At 52.0% G+C, this 21,977-nt stretch carries 18 protein-coding genes; 15 read left to right on the plus strand and 3 right to left on the minus strand.

What is annotated here, in order from left to right; all coding sequences use genetic code 11:
- Window positions 1-115: 115 nt before the first annotated feature.
- Window positions 116-1,048 (minus strand): AraC family transcriptional regulator, encoded by a 933-nt coding sequence (locus FHS19_RS12160; RefSeq protein WP_221223910.1) that lies wholly within the window; start codon window positions 1,046-1,048, stop codon window positions 116-118.
- A gap of 56 nt (window positions 1,049-1,104) precedes the next feature.
- Between FHS19_RS12160 and FHS19_RS12165 the strand changes: the two genes are divergently transcribed.
- The 8 genes from FHS19_RS12165 (at window position 1,105) to FHS19_RS12200 (ending at window position 11,498) form a co-directional block, all read left to right on the plus strand.
- Window positions 1,105-2,412, plus strand: coding sequence for an ADP-ribosylglycohydrolase family protein (locus FHS19_RS12165; protein WP_183582079.1), 1,308 nt, complete (start codon window positions 1,105-1,107; stop codon window positions 2,410-2,412).
- 251 nt (window positions 2,413-2,663) lie between these two features.
- Window positions 2,664-4,382 carry a sensor histidine kinase gene (locus FHS19_RS12170; RefSeq protein WP_183582080.1) on the plus strand — a complete coding sequence of 573 codons (1,719 nt, stop codon included), beginning with the start codon at window positions 2,664-2,666 and terminating at the stop codon, window positions 4,380-4,382.
- Window positions 4,360-5,061 carry a response regulator transcription factor gene (locus FHS19_RS12175; protein WP_183582081.1) on the plus strand — a complete coding sequence of 234 codons (702 nt, stop codon included), beginning with the start codon at window positions 4,360-4,362 and terminating at the stop codon, window positions 5,059-5,061. The genes FHS19_RS12170 and FHS19_RS12175 overlap by 23 nt, the downstream gene beginning before the upstream one ends.
- Window positions 5,062-5,214: 153 nt before the next feature.
- Window positions 5,215-6,489, plus strand: a complete 1,275-nt coding sequence (locus tag FHS19_RS12180; protein WP_183582082.1) for an ABC transporter substrate-binding protein — start codon at window positions 5,215-5,217, stop codon at window positions 6,487-6,489.
- A gap of 93 nt (window positions 6,490-6,582) precedes the next feature.
- The gene (locus tag FHS19_RS12185) at window positions 6,583-7,452 is read left to right on the plus strand and encodes a carbohydrate ABC transporter permease (protein ID WP_183582083.1); all 870 of its coding nucleotides are present in this window, start codon (window positions 6,583-6,585) and stop codon (window positions 7,450-7,452) included.
- Window positions 7,453-7,468: 16 nt separating this feature from the next.
- Entirely contained in the window at window positions 7,469-8,326 is an 858-nt protein-coding gene (locus tag FHS19_RS12190; RefSeq protein ID WP_183582084.1) for a carbohydrate ABC transporter permease, read from the plus strand.
- 81 nt (window positions 8,327-8,407) lie between these two features.
- On the plus strand, window positions 8,408-10,549 hold the full coding sequence (locus FHS19_RS12195; protein ID WP_246426549.1) for an ADP-ribosylglycohydrolase family protein: 2,142 nt from the start codon (window positions 8,408-8,410) through the stop codon (window positions 10,547-10,549).
- Window positions 10,550-10,673: 124 nt separating this feature from the next.
- Window positions 10,674-11,498: a sugar phosphate isomerase/epimerase family protein gene (locus FHS19_RS12200; RefSeq protein WP_183582085.1), complete on the plus strand. Its 825-nt coding sequence runs from the start codon at window positions 10,674-10,676 to the stop codon at window positions 11,496-11,498.
- 100 nt (window positions 11,499-11,598) lie between these two features.
- Here FHS19_RS12200 and FHS19_RS12205 read toward each other — a convergent pair whose 3' ends face one another.
- A complete protein-coding gene (locus FHS19_RS12205; protein ID WP_183582086.1) occupies window positions 11,599-12,453 on the minus strand; it encodes a helix-turn-helix transcriptional regulator in 855 nt (284 codons plus the stop codon).
- Between the two features lie 198 nt (window positions 12,454-12,651).
- Between FHS19_RS12205 and FHS19_RS12210 the strand changes: the two genes are divergently transcribed.
- The 3 genes from FHS19_RS12210 (at window position 12,652) to FHS19_RS12220 (ending at window position 16,751) form a co-directional block, all read left to right on the plus strand.
- Window positions 12,652-14,529, plus strand: a complete 1,878-nt coding sequence (locus tag FHS19_RS12210) for a beta-L-arabinofuranosidase domain-containing protein (RefSeq protein ID WP_183582087.1) — start codon at window positions 12,652-12,654, stop codon at window positions 14,527-14,529.
- A 213-nt stretch (window positions 14,530-14,742) separates the two neighbouring features.
- Window positions 14,743-15,636 carry an AraC family transcriptional regulator gene (locus FHS19_RS12215; protein WP_246426550.1) on the plus strand — a complete coding sequence of 298 codons (894 nt, stop codon included), beginning with the start codon at window positions 14,743-14,745 and terminating at the stop codon, window positions 15,634-15,636.
- Between the two features lie 104 nt (window positions 15,637-15,740).
- Complete coding sequence (locus FHS19_RS12220; protein ID WP_183582088.1) at window positions 15,741-16,751, plus strand: phytanoyl-CoA dioxygenase family protein; 1,011 nt, start codon at window positions 15,741-15,743, stop codon at window positions 16,749-16,751.
- A 120-nt stretch (window positions 16,752-16,871) separates the two neighbouring features.
- On the opposite strand, the gene hmpA is transcribed toward FHS19_RS12220, so the two are convergent.
- Complete coding sequence (hmpA, locus tag FHS19_RS12225) at window positions 16,872-18,092, minus strand: NO-inducible flavohemoprotein (protein ID WP_183582089.1); 1,221 nt, start codon at window positions 18,090-18,092, stop codon at window positions 16,872-16,874.
- A 272-nt stretch (window positions 18,093-18,364) separates the two neighbouring features.
- Here hmpA and FHS19_RS12230 point away from each other — a divergent pair, with 272 nt between their 5' ends.
- Genes FHS19_RS12230 through FHS19_RS12245 form a run of 4 tightly spaced genes read left to right on the plus strand, consistent with a single transcriptional unit; the run spans window position 18,365 to window position 21,965 of the window.
- A complete protein-coding gene (locus tag FHS19_RS12230; protein ID WP_183582090.1) occupies window positions 18,365-18,871 on the plus strand; it encodes a VOC family protein in 507 nt (168 codons plus the stop codon).
- Window positions 18,858-19,673 carry a VOC family protein gene (locus FHS19_RS12235; RefSeq protein ID WP_183582091.1) on the plus strand — a complete coding sequence of 272 codons (816 nt, stop codon included), beginning with the start codon at window positions 18,858-18,860 and terminating at the stop codon, window positions 19,671-19,673. The genes FHS19_RS12230 and FHS19_RS12235 overlap by 14 nt, the downstream gene beginning before the upstream one ends.
- Window positions 19,674-19,677: 4 nt before the next feature.
- On the plus strand, window positions 19,678-20,463 hold the full coding sequence (locus FHS19_RS12240; RefSeq protein ID WP_183582092.1) for a VOC family protein: 786 nt from the start codon (window positions 19,678-19,680) through the stop codon (window positions 20,461-20,463).
- Window positions 20,460-21,965 carry an effector binding domain-containing protein gene (locus FHS19_RS12245; RefSeq protein WP_183582093.1) on the plus strand — a complete coding sequence of 502 codons (1,506 nt, stop codon included), beginning with the start codon at window positions 20,460-20,462 and terminating at the stop codon, window positions 21,963-21,965. The genes FHS19_RS12240 and FHS19_RS12245 overlap by 4 nt, the downstream gene beginning before the upstream one ends.
- The last annotated feature ends 12 nt before the right edge of the window (window positions 21,966-21,977 follow it).

Raw genomic sequence — 21,977 nt, forward strand, 5'->3', positions numbered from 1 at the left:
TCCTCAAGCCCAAGGGCTGCTGGGGGCGCTTTTTTTTGAGTTCGTTAAGCCGAGCCTCCAATCCATTGCCAATCACAAATGAATGCACTGAAGCACGAAATGTGTGCTGCATCTGTCATCTTTTTTTGGACCGCCATTGGCTCGGGGCTTCGCCCATCAGCCGTTTGAAGTGCCGGTTGAAGCTGGATAATGTCGCATAGCCAACCTCCTCGGAAATGGCCAAAATGCTGCTGTCGCTATGGCACAGCAGGGCAGCCGCAACCTGAATGCGCACGTTATTGATATAGTCCAGCGGAGCCATGCCCATGCTCTTATGGAAAACGCGCCGGAAATGAGTGACGCTGAGGCAGCATAGATCCGCTAACCGGCGGATTGGTACCGATTCCATATAGTGCTGGGAAATGTACTCGAGCGCTTTTGAAATTTGCTGCATCGCCCGCCGGTCGGTCCCGCCTGCTGCTGCTTCAGCTGTGCTGCTCTCTTGAAGCAGCAATTGCCTGCCGATCAGCGTCAGGAGCGTCCAGATATATCCCTTCACAGCCGATTCAAACCCCGGACTGTGCTTCTCCAGCTCCCTCATCGCGTGATCCGTCAGCCAGACGACCTCAGCGTGATCATCCGGGGTGACGATATTGTTGAACCGGGAATACGTATCCGGTCCGACCCTGTCCCAGAAACCGGAGGACACCTGATCAGACGAAAAGAGGGCATCTGGATCAATAAAGCAGAAATGCCACCTGCTTACTTTTCCTTTTAAGCTTTGGGCGAGATGCAGCTGATTCGGAAGGATGATGCTCACATCCCCCTGGGTATAAGGCAGGATTTTGTCTTCAACGAAAAAGACGCCGGAGCCTTCCAGGCAGTAGCCGATCTCCAGGCAGTTGTGAAAATGCAAATACGTAATTTCATCGTCTCCCTGGATATAATTGCTGAGCCAATCTATTGGGAAATCGGAAGGAAGCATATAAGGCTGGGAGACGACTTTATAATCAAAAGGTCGATTCTGCACAGATATCAGTCCTTTTTCGGCGGAAGTGATGGTTTTCATTATAATAAACTATCCTTGAACGAAATGCATTGATTTTGGGAAAGGAGTTTATTGATATGGCTTATCCTAAGGAACCGAAGATCCACGAACTGGCAGGCAAAATCATCGAGTACGGGCGGCTTGTGCACGAATACGGAGGACGGGGCGTGGCTGATGCCTGGATCGACATGGAAGAGAAGATGAAAGAAACGTTGGAGAGGCTGCAGAGCTTACCAATAGACGCCAAGCTTAAGGAGCAGGAACCGGACGATCTGCCATCCATTCGAGCGCTGCGTGCCGAAGGACCAAGAAGGCTGTGGGGATCGTTCAACAAAGAAGTCTACATGGAAAAGCTGGAAGGGGCCCTCCTCGCCCGTTTTGCCGGATGCACGCTGGGGGCGCCGGTCGAATTCTGGGGAGTGAGCGACATGGAGAAATGGGCCGCATATATCGGGGATGCCTTTCCTCCGCGGCATTATTGGTCCAAAATCAAAAATCCGAATGACGTCCGCTACGGCAAAAGCACCTTTTATGAATATACTTTGGAGGGCTTGACCCAAGTCCCTGTCGATGACGACATTACTTATACGATCCTCGGGCTGCTCATTGCCGAAGAGCACGGTCTCCATTTCACGACAGAGGATGTAGGAAGAAGCTGGCTCAAGTACCTGCCGGTCGCTTGCACTGCGGAGGAGGTTGCGCTCAACAATCTGAAAGCTGGGATCCCTGCGCTGCAAGCCGCTGATGTGAATAATCCGTTCTGCCAATGGATCGGTGCGGATATTCGTTCGGACCCGTGGGCTTATATGGCACCGGCCTACCCGGCAAAAGCAGCGGAATACGCTTATCGGGACGCTTATTTGAGCCATCGCAGAAACGGGATCTACGGAGAGATGTTTTTCAGTGCAGCGCAATCCGCAGCATTCGCCGTCGATCATCCCGAGCAGGCGCTCCGCATCGGCTTGACCGAAATTCCGAAGGACTGCAGCCTTTACAAGGATGTGGAATGGGCGCTTGACGCAAGCAGCGGGATTCACGACTACAAAGAAGCCAGAGCGGCGGTTGATGAACGCTTCAAGGGAATGTCGGGCGTGCATACGAACAACAATGCCTGCTTGACGGTGTTCGGCCTGATGATCGGGGGGACCGATGTGTCCAAGGTGATCTCCGAGACGGTTGCCATGGGACTGGACAACGACTGCACGGCGGCGACAGCCGGCAGTATCGTTGGCGCGATCGCCGGGAAATCCGGCGTGCCGGAGCATTGGTATAAGCCGTTTCATGATACGGTTACAACGTACATGACGAACGCGGAGAAGTTTAAGATCAGCGACCTGGTCGACAGGTATACGATCCTTGCCGGCAGCACGCATCACGAGGCGTAACTTGGCGACGTCGGCCGGTAGTCCATTTTAGAATGATCCAGCGTAAATCACCATTTTTTACAAAGGACGGCTTAGCAAAACACCACAATCCGGAGTCCTCCGAATCTGTGGTGTTTTGCGTATTCGGCCAGCTCCTTCAGCTAGGTAAGGCAACCAAAGGGGGGATCAATATATTCAGCACGATCCGGTCTAAGATGGCCGTTCAGTTCTCGATTCTGTTCCTTGTTTGTTTATGTGTTACCGGGGGAATCTTGTTTCAAAAGACGAAATCCATGCTTCAGGATACGACCATCAAATACATGCAGGGAACATCCGGGCAGCTAAGCAGACAGATCGACAAACAACTGGATATGGTGGCCAGCAGCGTGAATACGATCATCAGCAACTGGTCATTGCAATCGATATTGAATGAACCCGCTCCGTTTCTGTATTACTCCCAAATCCAGCAAATCCAATCGATTATCAAGGATGCTTCCAGTTCAAACGACAGCCTGGCGGCGGTCCAGATATTTGCGCCCAAATACGGTTATATGGGGTTTAACAATAGCCCGATACAGCCATATGAGATCCGGAAGGTTATTGATCAGTTGACAGACGAAGGAAGTGTCCCATTTGAAAATGTACAATGGCTTGCTGAGCGTGCCGACTTATCCGGCAATCGCAGTCCCTATATCTACGGCATTAGACGGATGACTAATTTTATTGGTCAAGAACCGTTGGGCTTTGTGATGGTGCTCGTTAAAACCCAAGATTTATTCAGGGATTTCGGATATCAGGAAAACACTTTGCAGGAAAATGTTCTATTATACGATGATCTGGGTAACGTGATCGCGAGCAAAGGATCTTTGGACGAGGGAGCCGCCAGATATTATTTTGAACGGACAAAGCATCTTCCTTCGGGAGGTTCTCTCGTGGACCATTCGCCGTTTGGCGAGAATCTCGTTGCACACCATTCGCTGAACCAATCCACATGGCACACGCTCGTCATCCAGCCTGTGTCTTCGCTGACCGAAAAAATTTCCTATATGAACACGGCTTGGCTGTGGGCCTCTATTATTGTTCTGCTGGTTATCTTCATATGCTCCTGGATTTTATCCCTCCGAATTACGCTTCCAATCCGCAGAATGCAGCGAGCGATGAAGAAGGTGGAGATCGGCGAGTTTAATCTCGATCTTGAAGAAACCAAGGTCAAGGAAATCAATGAGCTGAGCTATTCTTTCAACCGGATGTCCAGAAGAATAGATACGTTGATCCATCAAGTTTACGAAGTGGAAATTGCCCGTCAGACTTCAGAACTTCGCGAACTGCAAGCGCAAATTAATCCCCACTTTTTATTCAATACGCTCGATTCCGTATACTGGCTGCTCGTTATGAAGGACCAGGAGGAGGCTGCAGGGCTCATCGTTGCTTTATCGCGCCTGTTCCGTTATTCCACCGAAGTGCACAGGGATGTGGTCACCATAAGCGAGGAATTCGAACATATCGCCAATTATATGCGTGTACAGCAGATCCGTTTCAAAAGCATTCACCTGAAAAGCTGTATCGCTCCCGAAGCCCGTGATTTATCCGTCCTGAAATTGATGATCCAACCCCTTGTGGAAAACGCAATTCAACATGGACTTGAGCCATCCGGTCGGGGGGGACAAGTCGAAATCAGGGCGGATATTGACTTTGACGGGAAGCTTGTCATTTCGGTAACGGATGACGGAGTAGGTATGGAAGCGGATCTGCTTGAGGGGCTAAGAAACTTGCTGACAAAGCCTGAACGGGGGATAAAGCGCCCTGCAGAAAGTATTGCCCTTGAGAATATCTACCGCCGAATCCGGCTCTATTACGGGGATGCCGGCACGATGGACATCGATAGTACACCTAAAAGCGGGACTGCAATCATTATCAGGCTTCCAGCCAGCAAACCCGTTTTTATTAACGGAGGCGAGAATAGGAATCATGAAGATCATTGTGGTGGATGATGAAGAGCTGGTTCGGGAAGGCTTGTCACGGCAACTACGCAAATATCGGCCAAACTGGGCAGTGGAAGGTATCTTTTGCAATGGCCGCGAGGCTCTCGACTATTTGTCCGACCATGCAGTGGACATCATGCTGACCGATATTCGTATGCCTGTCATGGACGGTCTTGAACTGACAAGTATTACCGCGGAGCGGTATCCCGATTTGAAATCGATCATATTGACGGGGTACGCGGAGTTTGATTACGCAAGAAGGGCCTTGCGCTCCGGTGTTACTGAATATTTGCTTAAGCCGCTGGAGTACCAGAACATCCTTGAGCTTTTGGACGAAATAGAGCGTAAATGTACACGAAGTCCCTACCTAAGCAAAATGGACAAGGCTGTGTACTATATCCATGAGCACTATCGGGACAGCGGTTTGACGCTGACCGAAGTGGCGGAGCAAGTAGATCTGAGTGCGGCACACTTCAGCAGGATGTTCAAGCAAGATCAAGGAGTATCGTTTATACAGTATTTAACCGACCTTCGCATGAAGCAGGCCGCATTTTTACTGGAGCATACTCCGCTCAAAATTTACGAAGTCGGCCGTGAGGCCGGATACCAAGACTGCCACTACTTTTACAATTTGTTTAAAAAGCATTATGATATGACGCCCCTTCAATTCCGCGAATCAAAAAATTAAACCGAAATCGCAAATCTTTCATACTGTCGGCCTCGTTTTCCGTCTGTTAAGCTTTTTGTAAGCGCTTAAGTTTATATGCTGCAGCAGGATAAACCTTTCTTTTAAACATGAATTTTTTAAGATGAGGAAGTTGATCGCGGGAGGGGTAGCACAATGAAAAAGTTTGGTGTGGGGCTGGCTGTCATCGTATTGCTGGCCGGGCTTTTGAGCGGGTGCAGCAAGGGTGAAGTGACCGGTAATCCGGATACCGCAGGCGGGAAACAGACCGTCATCCGCATGGCCGTTAGCGGCAGTGAGCAGGAGAAGCAGCTTCGTTATGAAACGGCCAACCTGTTTATGAAGGAGCATCCTGACATCAAAATCGAATGGGTGGATATCGGCACGGAACGGTATCAGAAAACGCTGACCTTAATCTCTGGCGGGAACGCCCCGGATATATTGTACATCAACGAATGGACGGTTCCTCTTGCCAAGCGAGACGTACTTTTGCCGCTGGATGATTATATAAACAAGGACCCGGACTTCAATCTGGGTGAGTTCTATCCATCCGTCATCGACGCTTATAAGGTCGACGGCAAGCTATACGGCATACCTCAGGAGATTTCACCATATGTCATTTTTTACAACAAAGACCTTTTTGATAAGGCTAACCTGCCATACCCGAAGGACAATTGGACCGAGGAGCAGTTTTTGGAAACGGCGTCCAAATTAACGGACCCGGCCAACAAAAGGTACGGATATTTGTACGAAAATTTCGGTGCTCCGCTCGACGGGTTTCTGACCCGCAATAATGTAGAGTTGTATGCTGATCCCGCAAATACCCATCTGGATTCGCCTGAGGCGTTAGAAACGTTGACGATGCTCAAAAAAATGGTGGTTGACGACCATGTATCGCCAAGTCCCTCGGAGCAGCAGGCGGCCGGACAAGGTAGCGATGCGCAATTCAGAAACCAGCAGGTGGCCATGATATCTTCTGGAATGTGGTATCTACCGACCTTCAAGAAGGATCCGTTGCCCTTTAAATGGGATGTGGTGAGGATGCCGGCCAAGCAAAATCAGCAGACCAAGGTGGGGGCCTTGAGCTGGTCCATTTCAAAGAGTACCAAGCATCCGGAGGCCGCGTGGGAAGTTCTGAAGTTCTTTGTCGGTGCAGAGGGCATGAAAATTGTCGCTAAATATAACATGGCTCTGCCTGCATCGTCCAACGCCGAGGCGAATCAACTCATTCTGGACTCAGCTTTCCCGGAAAACGTTAAAGCGTTTGTTGACAGTGCTCCTGACGTCCGGATGACTGAATTTATGAATGGCCGTTACTCCGAAATCAGCGACGCGGTCAAGGAAATTGTCGATCGCATGATGCTTGGACAATTGACGCCCGAGCAAGCCAGGCAGGAACTGATCGCTAAAGTTAATGAAAAATCTTCATGATTGTGCGGGAGCCCGGGCAGATCCTGCCGATTACCGATATCGATCGGATGAAGGGTTCTTTCCTTTTGGCCTGAACAGGAGGCGAGTCATCGTATGGTGAGAAAAGAGACGGCATGGGGTTATTTTTTCATCGCCCCGATGATGATAGGTTTTGCCGTGTTTATGCTCTATCCGTTTGTGTATTCTTTTTACCTGAGTCTGACTTCTTCGGACGGGATTGTCGCACCGAAATTTATCGGTTTTGACAACTATGCAAAGCTGCTCAAAGATACAACGTTTCTTCGTTCGCTCAGGGTAACGCTTTATTTTACATTGGTAACGGTGCCGGTTGGTGCGGCGTTGTCGCTGCTAGCAGCCATGCTGCTCAATATCAAAATGCGCTTCGTCACTTGGTACCGGACCGCCTTTTTTCTACCTGTCATTACATCCATGGTCGCGATAGCCACCGTTTGGAAATGGCTCTACAATACCGACTATGGCTTAATCAACAGCATTTTTGCCGCCCTCGGATTATATGAACCGCCGTGGCTGGCCAGCGCAAAATGGGCACTGCCCTCGATTATGATCATGAGCATTTGGAAAGGGATCGGTTTTAATATGGTCATCTTTCTAGCTGGTCTCCAAGGGATTTCGCCTTCGCTGTATGAATCCGCGAAGATCGACGGAGCCGGAGCTTTCCGGCGCTTCACGAACATTACGTTCCCGTTGCTTCGTCACACTACCGTATTTGTTGTCATAATGTCGATCATCAGTTCGTTTCAGGTATTTGACCAGGTATACGTTATGACACAAGGCGGTCCGGCCAAATCGACTTCGGTTGTCGTGTATTACATTTATCAGAACGCTTTTCAATTTTTTCAGCAGGGCTATGCATCAGCCATGGCGTATGTACTTTTTGCCATCATTTTTATCGTGACGCTGCTGCAGACCCGGCTGGCCAAGAACAAGGATGTAGACGGGTGAAAGGAGACCCAGGGAGATGGATATTAAACAAGAGAATCGTGCGGGGAAACCGAGAAGAAAAATTCTGAAAGCGGTCTTGCTGCATATCGTGATGGTCATCCTTTCATTCCTGATGATTACGCCATTTCTATGGATGGTGTCTACATCACTGAAAAATATGAACGAAATGTATGCCATTCCGCCAATCTGGATTCCGCGAGAAGTCATGTGGAGCAATTATCGGTATATGTTCGAATCCGCGCCGTGGCTCCTTTATTTCTTCAACACGGTAAAGGTCACCGGACTTGTAGTTGTAGGGCAATTAGTCGTTTGTTCCATGGCGGCTTTCGCTTTTTCGAGGTTGCGGTTTCCAGGCAGGGACGCGCTGTTTTTCATGCTGTTAGGCACGATGATGATTCCGTATCATGTGACGATGATTCCTACGTTTCAAATTTTACGGAGGCTGGGTTGGCTTGACACCCATCAGGCATTGATCGTTCCGGCGCTGTCTGCTGCATTTGGCGTGTTCCTGCTAAGGCAATTTTTCATGACGCTGCCCAGAGAGCTGGAACAGGCAGCGATGATTGACGGATGCGGCTATCCCCGGATATTCCTGAATGTGATTCTGCCCAATGCGAAGCCGGCGCTGACTACGCTTGCGATCTTTACGTTCATGGGAACCTGGAATGATTTTCTCGGACCTCTCATTTATTTGAATTCGGATCATTTGAAGACTTTAACGCTGGGTCTTGCTACATTTCAGGGTGTGTATACCAACCAGTGGAACTACATGATGGCGGGGGCTCTAATTGTCTCGCTCCCTATTCTCATCGTCTATATGTTTGCACAAAGGTATTTTGTCCAGGGAATCGTCATGAGCGGGTTAAAGGAATAAGCACGGTTAGAAATGGAAATGCAGAATGCATTTCGCTTCCATGCGCTTTGCAGAAAATATGATCCAATGGAGGAATGCGGCATGACCAACCATTCGATGCCTGAAAATTATGTGGAAAAAGTATATGCCGGTTGGCTGGGGAAAGTCATCGGCGTGCGGCACGGCGGAAACATCGAGGGATGGACCTATGAGCAGATCGAGCGAACATATGGCGAAATTTCGACCTATCTTCACCAATTCATTAATTTCGCCGCGGACGACGATACGAATGGACCGATGTTTTTTCTACGGGCATTGGAGGATTACACGCATACCACTGGGATTACGCCGGAGCAGATCGGATTGACCTGGCTCAACTATGCCCCGGATGGGCACGGTTTTTACTGGTGGGGAGGGTATGGTGTCTCGACCGAACATACCGCCTATATGAATTTGAAAAGCGGTATAACGGCGCCGCGTTCCGGTTCGATCGAGCAGAACGGAGCGGCGGTGGCAGAGCAGATCGGAGGGCAAATTTTTATCGACGTCTGGGGATTAATTACTCCCGGTAATCCACGGTTGGCCGCGGAATATGCGGAAAAGGCCGCCAGCGTGTCCCACGACGGCAACGGCAAATACGGTGGCATGTTTATTGCAGCTTGTATCGCTTCGGCATTTGTCAGAAAGACGATCGGCGAGGTGATACGCGACGGTTTGCAGGTTATACCCGAATTTTGTGAGCTTAGCCGCATGATCAGGCATGTCATGGAATTCCACCAACTGCATCAGGGCTCGTGGAGAGAAGCGTTCGAATTCGTGAAAGAAAATTACGGTTATCACCTGTATCCTGGCAATTGCCACATTATTCCGAACTCGGCCGTTATAATCCTCTCGCTATTGTATGGAGAAGGCGACTTTTCACGAACGATCAATATTTGCAATATGTGCGGCTGGGATACGGATTGCAATGTGGCGAACGTAGGAACCATTACTGGCGTTCTCAATGGATTATCGGGAATCGACGAAAGCTGGAGGCAGCCGCTTCATGATTTTTTATGCTGTTCTAGCGTGATCGGTACGTTGAATATGATGGATTTGCCTTGGTGTACTGCGTACATCGCCCGGTTCGGTTATGCGATCGCCGAATTGGAGCCGCCGGAAAGATGGAAATCAATCCTGGAGGGCACGTCCGCCCGATTTCATTTTGAATTACCCGGATCGACGCATGCCTTCCGCACCGATTCTGATGATCCTTCCAGAAATATAACGGCCACAGTAGGTAACAGCACAGAAGAAGCCTATTCCGGGGAACGCTCCCTCAAGGTAACGTTTGATCGGGTCAAGGGAGGCTACGGCTACCGAGTCTTTCACCAGACTTATTATCGGCCGGAGGATTTTAACGACAGCCGTTATGATCCCGCATTTTCTCCGCTCCTGTACCCTGGGCAACGGGTTGAGTCCCAGATAAAGCTGGCGAGTTATATTAGTATCCCGGTAAAGGCGAGAATGTTCGTAAAAGACGTAAACGAGGATCGCCGCCATTATGGTCCTACCGTTGAATTAGAACCAGACACCTGGACGCATTTGGCGTTCGATATTCCTAAGCTTGGAAATGCGTGTATCGGCCAAGCGGGAATAGAGTTCGTTCCGTCGGCAGGTCGCAATTCCCCGCTCGTAATTTATGTGGATGATGTGGATTACGGTGGCACTCCTGAATATTCGATTGATTTCGGCCGGGAACGTATGGAGTATTGGAATCCGGTTCACATGGAGGTAAGCCAGTGCACTTACTTAAGAGGGTACTGGACGCTGGAAAACGGCGCACTAAGCGGAAGCTACAACGGGGAACCTGCGGAATGTTATACGGGTAGTCTGGAGTGGCGGGATTATGTTATGAAGGCCGTCGTTCAGCCGAAAACCGGACTCCATCATTTGATCCAGGTTAGGGTTCAGGGTGGGATCCATTCCTATGCCGCCGGCTTTTCCGGTGAGAGTAAATTGGTATTGTACAAAAATGAGAATGGATACCGTGAGCTCGCGGTTGTTGAGTGTGAGTGGGAGTTTGATTGTGAGTATGAACTGGAAATAAGGGCTGCCGGCAATGAGCTGACGGTCACGCTAGACGGAATCAAACGTATCAAGTATGCCGATGATGACCATCCGTACCTTCATGGACAGATCGGGTTCGCCAACATGAAGGGAAGCCGCACCTACTATAAGCGGTTTGCGGTATCTCAACCTTAAAACCCGCAAACATAATGATATCAAATCCATCCACGAATTATGCCCTTGGATCCATGGACAACCGGCGGAGGATCGGAAACAATGGGGGAAACGGTGTCCAATCAACCGGGAGAGGTGGAAAAGGATGAAACTCAAATTGATCAAGGCGTTGTGGGGCATGGAGGGGACGGGCACATTGGAAGAGCAGGTGGCGCGTATCGCTTCCGCCGGTTATGATGGCGTTGAGGCGCCCCTGCCGGCACCTGAGAACGAACAGCGGTTTAAGGAGCTGCTTGCAAGCCATGGGCTTGATTACGTGGGGATGATTTTTACCGAAGGGCCGGACCACTTTGCGTCTTTCGAAGCCCAATTGGAACGGGCCAAGTCGTTTGGACCGATCCATGTCACTGCGCATTCCTTAAAGGACTATGTTCCACTGGAAGAGCAGATCGATTATTTCCGGCAGGCCGTACAGCTTGAGCAGCAGCTCGGCGTGAAAGTGGGCCATGAAACCCACCGGGGCAGGGCTTTGTTTAATCCTTGGGATACGGGAAATGTGCTGAAAGCCGTCCCGGGGCTCGGGCTGACGGCCGACTTTAGCCATTGGTGCTGCGTTACCGAATCGACGCTGGAACATTTGGAGAGCGAGTTAGACCTGGCTATCGCCCGCACCGTACATATCCATGGGCGTGTCGGTTATGCGCAGGGACCTCAAGTCCCGGATCCGCGGGCGCCTGAGTACGCTCATGAAGTCGCGCGGCATTTTGAATGGTGGAACCGGATCGCCGAAGCGAGGCAGCAAGCCGGTGCCTCCGACCTGACCTTCACGCCGGAATACGGTCCGCCGGGTTATTTGCACACGCTGCCTTTTACCAATCAGCCGGTTACGGATTTGTGGCAGGTATGCCGGTGGACGGTAGAACAATACCGTGAAAACTTCGAACGAATCCAATCCGTGAAAATAACCTGACAAACACGACCGCACTTAAGTAAAAGAATACAAAAGGCTGCCGCATTGCTTCCACAGCATGCGGGCAGCCTTTTGTCGTATATGCAGGTAGGGAGGGCGATTATTTTCGGTAGAGCTGCCGGAAAGACTTCGGGGTATGACCGGTATATCGGGCAAAGCTCCGAATGAAATAAGGAAAGGATCCGAATCCCGTCTGCTCGGCGACACGTCCGATGGGATCGTCGGTATGGATCAGGGTTTGCTTGGCCTGCTCGATCCTGTACCTCGTTAAATATTCCAGCGGCGAACAGCCGAACGTCTTTTTCATACATATGGCGATGTAATTGGAATGAAAGTGCAGGGCTTCCGACATCCGCTTGTAGCTGACGGACTCCCGGTAGTGCCGGCGAAGAAATTCGCCCGCCAGTTCCGCTACTTTCAAATGAGGGTTCTGTATTTCTCCCCCTTCGGTCTGCTGCAGCATGGACAGCAAGTCTTGAAAGCAGATCTGCTGCTTCCAGCGGGCGGATACGGTCTGTTCCGAATGCAGCAGCATCAGCCTGCGGAGCAGCTCTTCCACTTGACTTGGTAGAAGCGGGACTCCCTGCTGAGAGATATAGATCGAGAATTTCTCGATCTGGAAGAGCGGATTACCTTCAAATGCCGGAAAAGAGGAATCCTGCTCGGATGCCTCGTTCCAGCTGCCCAAGGTTTGAAAATGCAGCCAGTAAAAATGTGTTTCATCCAGACAAGGCTTGGCGGTCCGGTGGGACCGGTCCGGCCGAAGGATGGCGTAATGTCCCGCCGGGATGGTTAGCATCGTAAGCTCTTCCTCCAGAAAGAGGCATCCCCTCGTGACGAAGATCAGGTCAAAAACACCGATGCTGCTGCGGTCCGGATGAGTTCCGCCAATCGGGTAGGTGTCCTCTCCGCAGGTGACGTAATGAGGCAGCGGCGGGGCTGCAAATTGGAACATAACGATCATTCTTCCTTTAAGTAGAATTGCTTTTATCATAAAGCATTGATCAAGGCGAAGCCATATCTTTTGCCACGAGGATGAGGTTGTGATCGGACAAAAACATGTTGTCATCAGGTATCGGTAAATCGTGGGGGACATGATATATTTCATAGCGTTAGCCGTTGTAAACCGATGACGAAAAGGGAGTGGTGAGCTATGAAATTCGTTAAAACCGCTTTTGAACAACTGCCGCTCGGCGCGATTAAACCTTCAGGTTGGCTTAAGGATCAATTGATGATTCAAGCAAAAGGTCTTACCGGACATTTGGATGAACATTGGGCAGATGTCGGACCCGAAAACGGGTGGGTCGGAGGCAAGGGAGAAAGCTGGGAGCGCGGACCGTACTACTTGGACGGACTCCTTCCGCTGGCCTATTTGCTGGATGATGAAAGGTTGATCGCCAAGGCCAACCGGTGGGTTGAATGGTCGCTATCCAGTCAGCAGGACGATGGCCACTTCGGGCCGAAACGGATCGAAACCGTCAACCATGAGGTCGACAAAGAGCATGACTGGTGGCATTACATGATTATGCTGAAGGTCATGATGCAGCATGAGGAAGCGACGAAAGATGAGCGGATCGTTCCCTTTCTGACCAAATTTTTCGGTTATGTACGCCGTACCATTGAAGAGAATCCGCTGCGCGGCTGGGCGAAAACCCGGGGAGCTGAAATGCTGCTCTGTCTGATTTGGCTGTATAAAAGAACACGGGATCCTTTGCTGTTGGAAGTGGCGGAGATCGTGGCCAAGCAGACGACGGACTGGTCCGATATTTTTTATGATTTCCCGTTCTGGCGCAAGGTGGAAGAGTGGGACTGGACGACGCATGTGGTGAATGTCGCGATGGGAATCAAGACGCCGGGCGTAATGTATGAGCTGACCGGAGACGCCGACCTGAGGGAGGCCGTGCACCGCGGAATTAATTCGTTGATGACGTACCACGGTCAGGCACACGGCATGTTCTCGGGTGACGAATGGCTCTCCGGTACGCATCCGAGCCAGGGCGTCGAGCTGTGCGCCGTGGTGGAATACATGTTTTCAATGGAGCAGCTGACGCGGATATTCGGCGACGGCAGGTTCGGCGATATTCTTGAAAAAGTAGCGTTTAATGCGCTGCCTGCGGCAATCTCTCCGGATTGGACTTCCCATCAGTACGATCAGCAGGTGAACCAGATTTTGTGCAACGTCGCTCCCCGCAGCTGGGTGAACGGGCCAGACGCAAACCTTTTCGGCCTGGAGCCGCACTTCGGATGCTGCACCGCGAATATGCATCAAGGATGGCCCAAGCTGACCTCGCATTTGTGGATGAAGGACCTTGATGGCGGGCTTGCGGCCGTCTCCTATGCGCCTTGTACCGTCGAGACGCCGGTTGGTAACGGTTCCTTGGCCAAGCTGGCCGTCAGCGGGGGATATCCCTTCCGGGACCAAGTCCGCATCTCGGTGACTTTGGAGCGCCCGGAAACCTTTAGTGTTTCCTTGCGGATCCCGTCCTGGTGTACACAGCCTGTCATCAAGATCAATGGTACCCCGGTGAACGTTCAGACCGAGAACGGTTATGCCAAAATCACCCGGGAGTGGGCGAGTGGAGACGGGATCGAACTGAAGCTGCCGATGACCGTCATCACGACGTCGCGCAATCTTTATGCGGTCAGCGTAGAGAGGGGGCCGCTTGTCTATGTGCTGCCGATCCGGGAGCAATGGCAGATGGTGAGGGAGCGTGAAATGTTCCACGATTGGGAACTGTACCCGGGATCGGCTTGGAAATACGGTTTGATGGCCGATACCGGCTTTGAGATAACCGAGGCGGATATTCCAAGCCAGCCATTCTCCGCGGAGGGAGCCCCCGTTCGGATCAAAGCATCGGGGCAGCTGGTCAAAGATTGGAAGATGGAAGGCAACAATGCTGGCACACCGCCCATTCATCCCGACTGTAACGGTCAGCCTGTGGCGGAGCTAGAGCTGATCCCTTACGGAAGCGCGCGGCTGCGGATCGGTGAGTTTCCGCTCATCGGCAGCCGGAAGCGGTTCAAAGAGTAATAATATGAGCTGGGGCAGGCAGGGCGGGAATCCCTGCCTGGAAAGGCGTGTGGAATCCGTCCAGGGTTCGTTCCAAAGAGAGAGGCTGCAGGGCATGCGGACATCGCTCTTTTTTTTGGCTGCAGGGAGCGGTTTAATGGTGTATCATGCTATTAAAACGAGCGGTTCCGATCCGGCAGCGAGAGGGCCAGAGACTAGGGAGGTTGTGCATCGTTGCTTACATTACCCGCCATCCATGCCATGGGGGACATCGCCGTGAAGCCGGGATCCGTTCTCGGGATGCGTACGATCGACGATTTCGAATTGGTGTATTTTCCGGCAGGGACCCGAACCGTTTACGACATCGAACGGGGTCCGTTTGCGCTGGATCGTCCCGGAGTCGTGTTCACCTGCCCCGGAGAACCTCACCGGTACCGGTTTGATCCAAGCCTTCCCACAAGGCATTTATTCGTTCACTTCGAATTTGCGGCGTTCCGGGAAGCTTTCTGCAGTCCGGACCATGACCGGAAAAATTTCCGCGACTGGTCGGTCATTGCGGGAGGGAGCCTGATTCCCTCAATGCTTAAGCAGATGCTGAAGATCGCGCATAACAAGCCAGCCGGCTGGCAACAAAGGGCGTCCGTTTTACTGATGGGCGTCCTTGAGGAATGGCAGGCGATCGAGGAAGACGAGGCGAAGTCGTCCGCTTCGCTGCCCGCTCCCATCATGCGGGCCGTCGATTATATGGAGCAGCAGCTTCACCGCCAGGTGACCATTGAAGAAATCGCGGCCAGCTCGGGCTGGACCCATGAGCATTTCACCCGTATGTTCGTCCGCTGGATGGGCATTCCGCCCCAGAAGGCGCTGCTGGAACGCCGCCTCCGGAGAGCCGAACAGCTCCTTATTCAGGCGGAGCGGACCATCAAGCAGATCGCTTACGATGTCGGGTTTACCGATGAGCATTACTTCTCCCGCATGTTCAAGCGAACCCGGGGGATGACAGCCCTGGAGTTTCGCGACCGGTTTGCAGATCCTTTGTTCCGTCATTTGGCTGTGATCGAAGAGGAGGAGGCCGCGTATCCTTTGAACCGGCATTTTGTCGTATTGGATCACGGGGATTCCCGGTAAAGCGGATATCAAATCCGTCCACCGTTTTCCGGTTCCTCTCCATTGAGAACGCTTACGGAATCCTTCACACTTAAGGTAATCAATGTGTGTGGAGGGGATCAACAATGGGGCAGACCTATGTGCCAAAAGCCAAATTAAGAGAGGACCGTTATTATGTAACGGTGGAAGAGTATAAGCAGTATCAAAGGGATGGATTCGTCATTGTCCGGGGGCTGCTGGATCCGAAGGAAATCGAACAGTACGCCGCGTGGGCAGAACGGCTGCGGATCGAGAATGAAGGAAAGCGGGGGCAGGCATCCGAGGAGGATACGGACCCGCTGAAAGCGGAGTTCGCCGAGAAAACGCGGGTTCATATGATCTCCCGCCTCTATCCGGAAGGGGAGCAGCTGATGCTTCATCCCCGGATCCTCGATGTGCTTGAGGCACTTACGGGCCCGGATGTGTATGCCCTGCAGTCCATGATCTTTTTTAATCCTCCGGGAAAAGGGGGGCAGGGATGGCATCAGGACGCATACTACATCAAAACCCATCCCGACACGCTGATCGGAGCATGGATCGCGCTTGAGGACGCCGATGAAGAGAACGGCTGCCTGTGGGTGGTTCCCGGCTCCAACCATGAGCCGATTTATCCGCCGCCGGGAGACAATGGAGGAAACGTTCACGCCAGGGGGGCGTTTTCCGATCTTCATTCCGTCGAGCATGTCAGTCACCTGGATGACGAAGTCAACACGCTGTCCAAGGTGGTGTCCCATTATCCGGACCCGATTCCGGTTCCGTTGAAGCCTGGGGACGTACTGTTCTTCCATTCACACCTGTTTCACCGCTCCTATCCGAACCGGACGAAGGACCGTTACCGCCGCTCGTATGTGTGCCACTACTGCAATGCCCGTTCGTTCGTTCCGTGGGACCATGACGGCTACGAGGGCGACAGCGGGAATTACCGCCAAATCTTGGCGCGCGGACGGACGCATCTGGCTTATGCCGAACCGCTATTCGACACGCCGGTTGATATTACGCAGCATGAAGAGATTCCCGAGTCCACCAGCGTGACGATGATGGGGATGGATGACGGCATGATGATGCCGGTCGTTCAGGAGAAGGACGAACAGGACTGAATCCCGTTACCTGGATTTTTTGGAGTCATGAATCAAGGCTGCAGCATCTTTCATACAAAGAAGAGCCCGGCAACTGTGCCGCGCTCTTCTTTGTTTTGGAGCCGTTTGCCCCCAAACCTGCTATTCTTCATCCAGTATGGCGATCGGACTGAAGGCTTCATAATGAATGCGCTCCTTGGGGATTTCCAGCTCTTTCAATGCTTGATTGATCGCTTTCATAAAAGAGACGGATCCGCAGAAATAATACACTGCCGGCACGGACGGAAGAATGGAGCGCAGCCACTGCGCATCGACATAGCCCTTGTGTGAAAAGTTTCCTGAACCTAGGTCTTGCTCGGTTGGAGAGGAATACGCCGTGAAACAGCGGACATTCGGACGGCTGTTGGCCAGCTCGGCAAGATGCTCCCTGAAGGGATGGTTGTTTCCGTTTGCGGCTGCCTGCACAAAGGTTACTGCGCGGCCTGGAAATTGATCGGCAACGGTATTGATCATGCTCATCAGGGGAGTAACTCCGATTCCTCCTCCGATGAGGACCAGGTGGTCATCGGTATGGTCCAGGGTAAAGTCACCTGCCGGCGCAGAAAAGAGGAGGGAATCCCCTTCTTGAATACGGTCATGCAGATCATTCGATACGATGCCGGCCGGTTTTCCCTCGTTTGAGCGCTCGCGCTTCACGCTGATCCGGTAATAGCTTTCGCCGGGGGTGTCCGAAAGGCTGTAATGACGAATGTGCGTATACTTTTCGCCCGGAACCTGCGCTTTGATCGTTAGATATTGACCGGGTTCAAAGCCGGCAAGGGCCTGTTTGTCCGAAGGCTCGAGGTAGAAAGAGGTAATATCGTCGCTTTCGGCTACTTTCCGGTTAACCGTAAAGCTGCGAAAACCTTCCCACCCTCCGGTCTGTTCCTTTGATTCTTTATAAAGGTCCTGTTCGATTTGAATAAAGGCATCAGCAATATATTCGTATGCTTTCCCCCATGCCTCGATAATTTCATCTGTCGCTGCACTCCCGAGCACCTCCCTGACCGCCTCGAGAAGCGTCTCTCCCACCAACGGGTACTGCTCCGGTTTTACGCCGATCGCCCGGTGCTTTTGAGTGACCCTGGTAATGACCGGCATGATGGCATCCAAATTCGTAATATGTTCACCTGCGGCGTATACCGCATAACCCAATGCCTCCTGCTGCAGCCCGCGCTTCTGGTTGGTTTGGTTGAAGAGGTTGTAAAGGTCCGGAGCTTTGGCAAACAACAATTCGTAGAACTGTTTTCCGATTTGCTCACTGTGCTGCTTAAGAACCGGCGCTGTCGATTGAATGATCTCGATCGTTTTTGAGTCAAGCATGTTTGTTGAACCTCCATCCATATTTCAATACCAACCATTATCTTGACCGATTTCATTTCGCATTAGTCGAAAATTTTCCAAACCATGGGAGCAGCGTTACAGGGAGTTGGCCAAGAGCGGGATATTTTTTTGAGAAAAAGAGGAAAAAGCAAAACTGAGGTAGAATATCCTTGATAGGAACATTTGTTTGCGTGATGTTTTTTATTAACAATCCCCAAAAGGCAGATCGGATGCCTCGTTGGGACCAGGAAGCGAGGTGAGGTATATGACGGATGCAGACGCCTTACATGAACGTTTGCGAGATGACCGATCCATACGGCAATGTGACGGGGATCTGCCATGAAAAATGCAATTCGCTTTTCTACACGCCGGCTCCCGGACCGGTTTCCCCGATGTTTCACCGGATTCTTGCCGTATTTCTTCCCGTCAGGGATTTGGAATCCTCGATCCGGTGGTACACAAATACGCTTGGTTTTGAGCTGGTAAACCACTGGGGGCAGGGGGCCGATCTCAAGATCGGCAAGGGAGAAACGATTGTCACCATGATTGTTATGGACGAAGAGACGCATCGTCAAGCGTTGCAGAGGCTGAACGGCCAGGCATATTATTCGCTGCAAACGTCCAGCATTCACGAAGCTTACCGGCAGCTGTCCCAATTAGGTGTCCCAGCCGAGTCATGCCGGGAACAGGATGGAGTGAACAGGTTTCACATTTGTTCTCCGGAAGGTTTCATCATTCGTATTTCGGAAAGGGAGCTGATTCAAGTTGTCTCAATATGAAGAAATGATCCGTAAAACCGCGAACCCGCTCGAGAACCGGATTGCGAGCGTGTTTGTGCATGTCACGAATCTCCGGGAGTCCGCTGAGTGGTACAGCCGCCTGCTGGGTCTCCCGATCAGGGAAGACCGGTTGAACGGCGGACCAGTGTACTGGTTTGATTTTCAAGGAACGCATCTGATCCTTGATTCCAATTCGGTGAACAGGCAAAATCCGGATTGGAATCAAGACATGATGCCGCGCATGATGTTCCCGGCTATGGACATTGATGAGGCATATCTTTTGATTCGGGAACAAGGCACCCCCCTCTTTGAACCGGAAAGACACGGGCCGATGGCATACTTCAACTTCCGTGACCCGGAAGGGAACGTACAGATGGCGTGCTGGACCCAGAACCGTGAGGAAGACCCGTCTTTGGCAGGATTAAGCCGAAGTCCGATTTCCCCGAGAATCGGCGGCGTATTTGTTGACGTGAAGCATATGCCGGCGGCTGCCAAGTGGTATTCGGGCCTGCTTGGTGCGGAATATGATGAAGCGGCTGCCGAGCAGAGGATTTATTCCGTTCCGACGGCATCCGGGGCCGCGCTTCTGCTTGACCAAAACCGTCATCTGAACGGGGAGTCGTTTTCGGAGCTGTTTTTTTTCGAAACGGAGGATTTTGACGGGGCACTCCAATTTGTGCGGTCATACGGCTTTGAGCTGGCCGGTGAACCGCAAATCTTCCCTGACCTGAGCGAATTTGCGCTTCTGGACCCGGATGGGAACCGGATCGTCATTGCGCAAATGAACGAGGGAGGACAATGAGGACATGCCTAAACAAATCAGCAGTTCGCTAACCGTACTATCCGTATCGGATGTGGCCAGATCCAGAGCCTATTACCGTGACGTTCTCGGCTTTGACGTGACGGATTGGTGGGCCCAGCGGGACGGATTGTCCGGGCTTGCGCTAAAGCTCCATCAATCACCGGATCCGGGCCGGATTTTCCCCAATCCGCCGGAACCCGGCTCCGAACTCGGAATCGATGTCTCGGCTTATGTCGACACTTGGGCCGCGCTGGACAGCCTGTACGAGGAGTTCCGGTCCAAAGGGGCGGTCATCGCCATGGAGCCGACGATTTACGCGGATGGCGGCCCGTGGAAGGAGTTTGTGGTCGAGGATCCGGACGGATATCACCTGGCGTTCGGCGGCGTGGACGGCAGCCGTGCCCACTGCAGCATCGACCCTCATATCCGATCCGTTTTTGTATGGGTGAGGGACCTTAACCGCGCGGTGGAGCGTTATGCGAAGCTGCTGGGTCTTGAGGTTCGGGGACAGGACCGTTACGATCATCTTCATGTATTTCGTCTCGACAATGGTTCGGAGATGATACTGGATTCCAACGGTATGGAAGATGCCCCGGTTCCCGATAAGGGTCCTGTTCTTTTTAAACTGAGTACATATGACATCGATCAAGCTGCAAAGGAAGCGCAGGAGATCGGATTCGACATCGTATACGGCATCCAGCGGCTTCCGCAGGTATCCTTCTTCAATATCAGGGACGTGGACGGCAACACCATCATGATTTGCCAAGATCATACAGGGGTGGGGTCATGAACGTAGAAATCGTGGAAAGGCCGGAGATGAAAGCGGCCGTGCTGCAAATTCCGAGGGACGGACGCCTCGTTCGGAATGCCTGGGCCAAAGTGGCTCTATGGCTTGAGCATCACCCTGCGGTTGCGGATCGTGAGCATGGGTACGTATTTATTCCGGAGTGGCAGTGGTCAACGGAAGTGACCACGTTATGGGTTGGCATGGTGGTAGACCATTTCGACGGACTGCCTGCGGAACTGGAGCAAATCAGCATTCCGGCGAAACGCTTTGCCAAGCTAACCGTCCGTGGGAATCGGACACATATGGAAGAAGCGTACGGCGCGTTGTTCGGATGGTTTGAGCAAGGGCCGTATAAGAGGGATGTCCGGGATGGCTCAATTGGCTATGAAATGAACCGGCTTCAACCGGTAAATCCCTTTGAGATTCCAGCCGATGACATCGACGACTTTGATTATGATATTTATGCGCCGATCAAGGACGAAGCAGCATTTGTGGCATCGGACCGATTCCCCGGTGTCATCCATGTTGAGGTACGACGGGGTCAACCCCGGCGAGTGATCGGGATGGAGACGTTTATAGACCAGAAAAAGAGTAAGGCAGCGTACGCCATTCCGAAGTTTTGGGCCGGCTTCATGCCAAGGATCGGTGAGATCGCCGAAATGAAGGCGCCGTCTGCCACGATCGGACTGTATCAATATGAGCCGCCGTTTGGCCCGCAGCAAAACTTCCGGTATATTGCCGGAGTGGAGATCGAAGCGGAATCGCAGGCCGTTGTTCCCGATGGGATGATAGAGGTAACGGTTCCGGGGGATGACTGCTTGGTCATAACCTATCGCGGGAATGCCGCCGGGTTCGGTCAGGTGTGGGATTATTTCCATGGTTTTTGGTCCCCGCAGCAAAAGGAATATGATGCGGTCGATGATTATGAATTTGAGCGTCATGATGAACGCTTCCTTGGCGCGGATGATGCGAATTCCGTATTCGAGATGCACTTTCCCGTTCGCAAACGTCTCGCCGATCGGCGTTTGACGGACAAAATCGTCGTGGATGAGAAAGGCGGCCATGTCCTGCAGGATCTTCGGGGAGAAAGCATCCGGATGGTGAGCTTTCAAGATGCACGGCTGCATGGCATCGATTCGCGCAATGCCAAACTTACGCATGTGAATTTTGTAGGGGCCGACTGGCAGCATGTCTATTTCTCGAACGTTCATGTAGACGAAATCCAAATGGGAGGCACGATTTTTGAGCATATCCGGCGTCCCGATGCGGCCGAAAGCCGCTTGGAAGGGGAACCTGGAACCGATGGCTGGATCAACGTGGAACCGGTGACATTTCGGGATAGCGACCTCAGCACGGCCCGGTTTGAGGGCTGTAATTTATGCGGTGTGAACATCAGAGACTGCCAGCTCGATGGCATGACCATCGATGGTGTTCCGGTGAAGCTGCTCCTGGAGACTTATGCAAAGCACAAGAGTCAACAGCTTCCGCAAAAAGAAGAGGTATAACGCGAATCCGGT

The organism is Paenibacillus rhizosphaerae, from assembly GCF_014192015.1.
In the GTDB taxonomy this organism is placed as follows: domain Bacteria; phylum Bacillota; class Bacilli; order Paenibacillales; family Paenibacillaceae; genus Paenibacillus_AQ; species Paenibacillus_AQ rhizosphaerae.

Excerpts from the sequence above, each read along its gene's own strand:
- FHS19_RS12160 (WP_221223910.1), bottom strand. The coding sequence starts at position 1,048 with ATGAAAACCATCACTTCCGCCGAAAAAGGACTGATATCTGTGCAGAAT.
- FHS19_RS12165 (WP_183582079.1), top strand. The coding sequence starts at position 1,105 with ATGGCTTATCCTAAGGAACCGAAGATCCACGAACTGGCAGGCAAAATC.
- FHS19_RS12175 (WP_183582081.1), top strand. The coding sequence starts at position 4,360 with ATGAAGATCATTGTGGTGGATGATGAAGAGCTGGTTCGGGAAGGCTTG.
- FHS19_RS12180 (WP_183582082.1), top strand. The coding sequence starts at position 5,215 with ATGAAAAAGTTTGGTGTGGGGCTGGCTGTCATCGTATTGCTGGCCGGG.
- FHS19_RS12185 (WP_183582083.1), top strand. The coding sequence starts at position 6,583 with ATGGTGAGAAAAGAGACGGCATGGGGTTATTTTTTCATCGCCCCGATG.
- FHS19_RS12190 (WP_183582084.1), top strand. The coding sequence starts at position 7,469 with ATGGATATTAAACAAGAGAATCGTGCGGGGAAACCGAGAAGAAAAATT.
- FHS19_RS12195 (WP_246426549.1), top strand. The coding sequence starts at position 8,408 with ATGACCAACCATTCGATGCCTGAAAATTATGTGGAAAAAGTATATGCC.
- FHS19_RS12200 (WP_183582085.1), top strand. The coding sequence starts at position 10,674 with ATGAAACTCAAATTGATCAAGGCGTTGTGGGGCATGGAGGGGACGGGC.
- FHS19_RS12205 (WP_183582086.1), bottom strand. The coding sequence starts at position 12,453 with ATGTTCCAATTTGCAGCCCCGCCGCTGCCTCATTACGTCACCTGCGGA.
- FHS19_RS12210 (WP_183582087.1), top strand. The coding sequence starts at position 12,652 with ATGAAATTCGTTAAAACCGCTTTTGAACAACTGCCGCTCGGCGCGATT.
- FHS19_RS12220 (WP_183582088.1), top strand. The coding sequence starts at position 15,741 with ATGGGGCAGACCTATGTGCCAAAAGCCAAATTAAGAGAGGACCGTTAT.
- hmpA (WP_183582089.1), bottom strand. The coding sequence starts at position 18,092 with ATGCTTGACTCAAAAACGATCGAGATCATTCAATCGACAGCGCCGGTT.
- FHS19_RS12230 (WP_183582090.1), top strand. The coding sequence starts at position 18,365 with ATGCAGACGCCTTACATGAACGTTTGCGAGATGACCGATCCATACGGC.
- FHS19_RS12240 (WP_183582092.1), top strand. The coding sequence starts at position 19,678 with ATGCCTAAACAAATCAGCAGTTCGCTAACCGTACTATCCGTATCGGAT.
- FHS19_RS12245 (WP_183582093.1), top strand. The coding sequence starts at position 20,460 with ATGAACGTAGAAATCGTGGAAAGGCCGGAGATGAAAGCGGCCGTGCTG.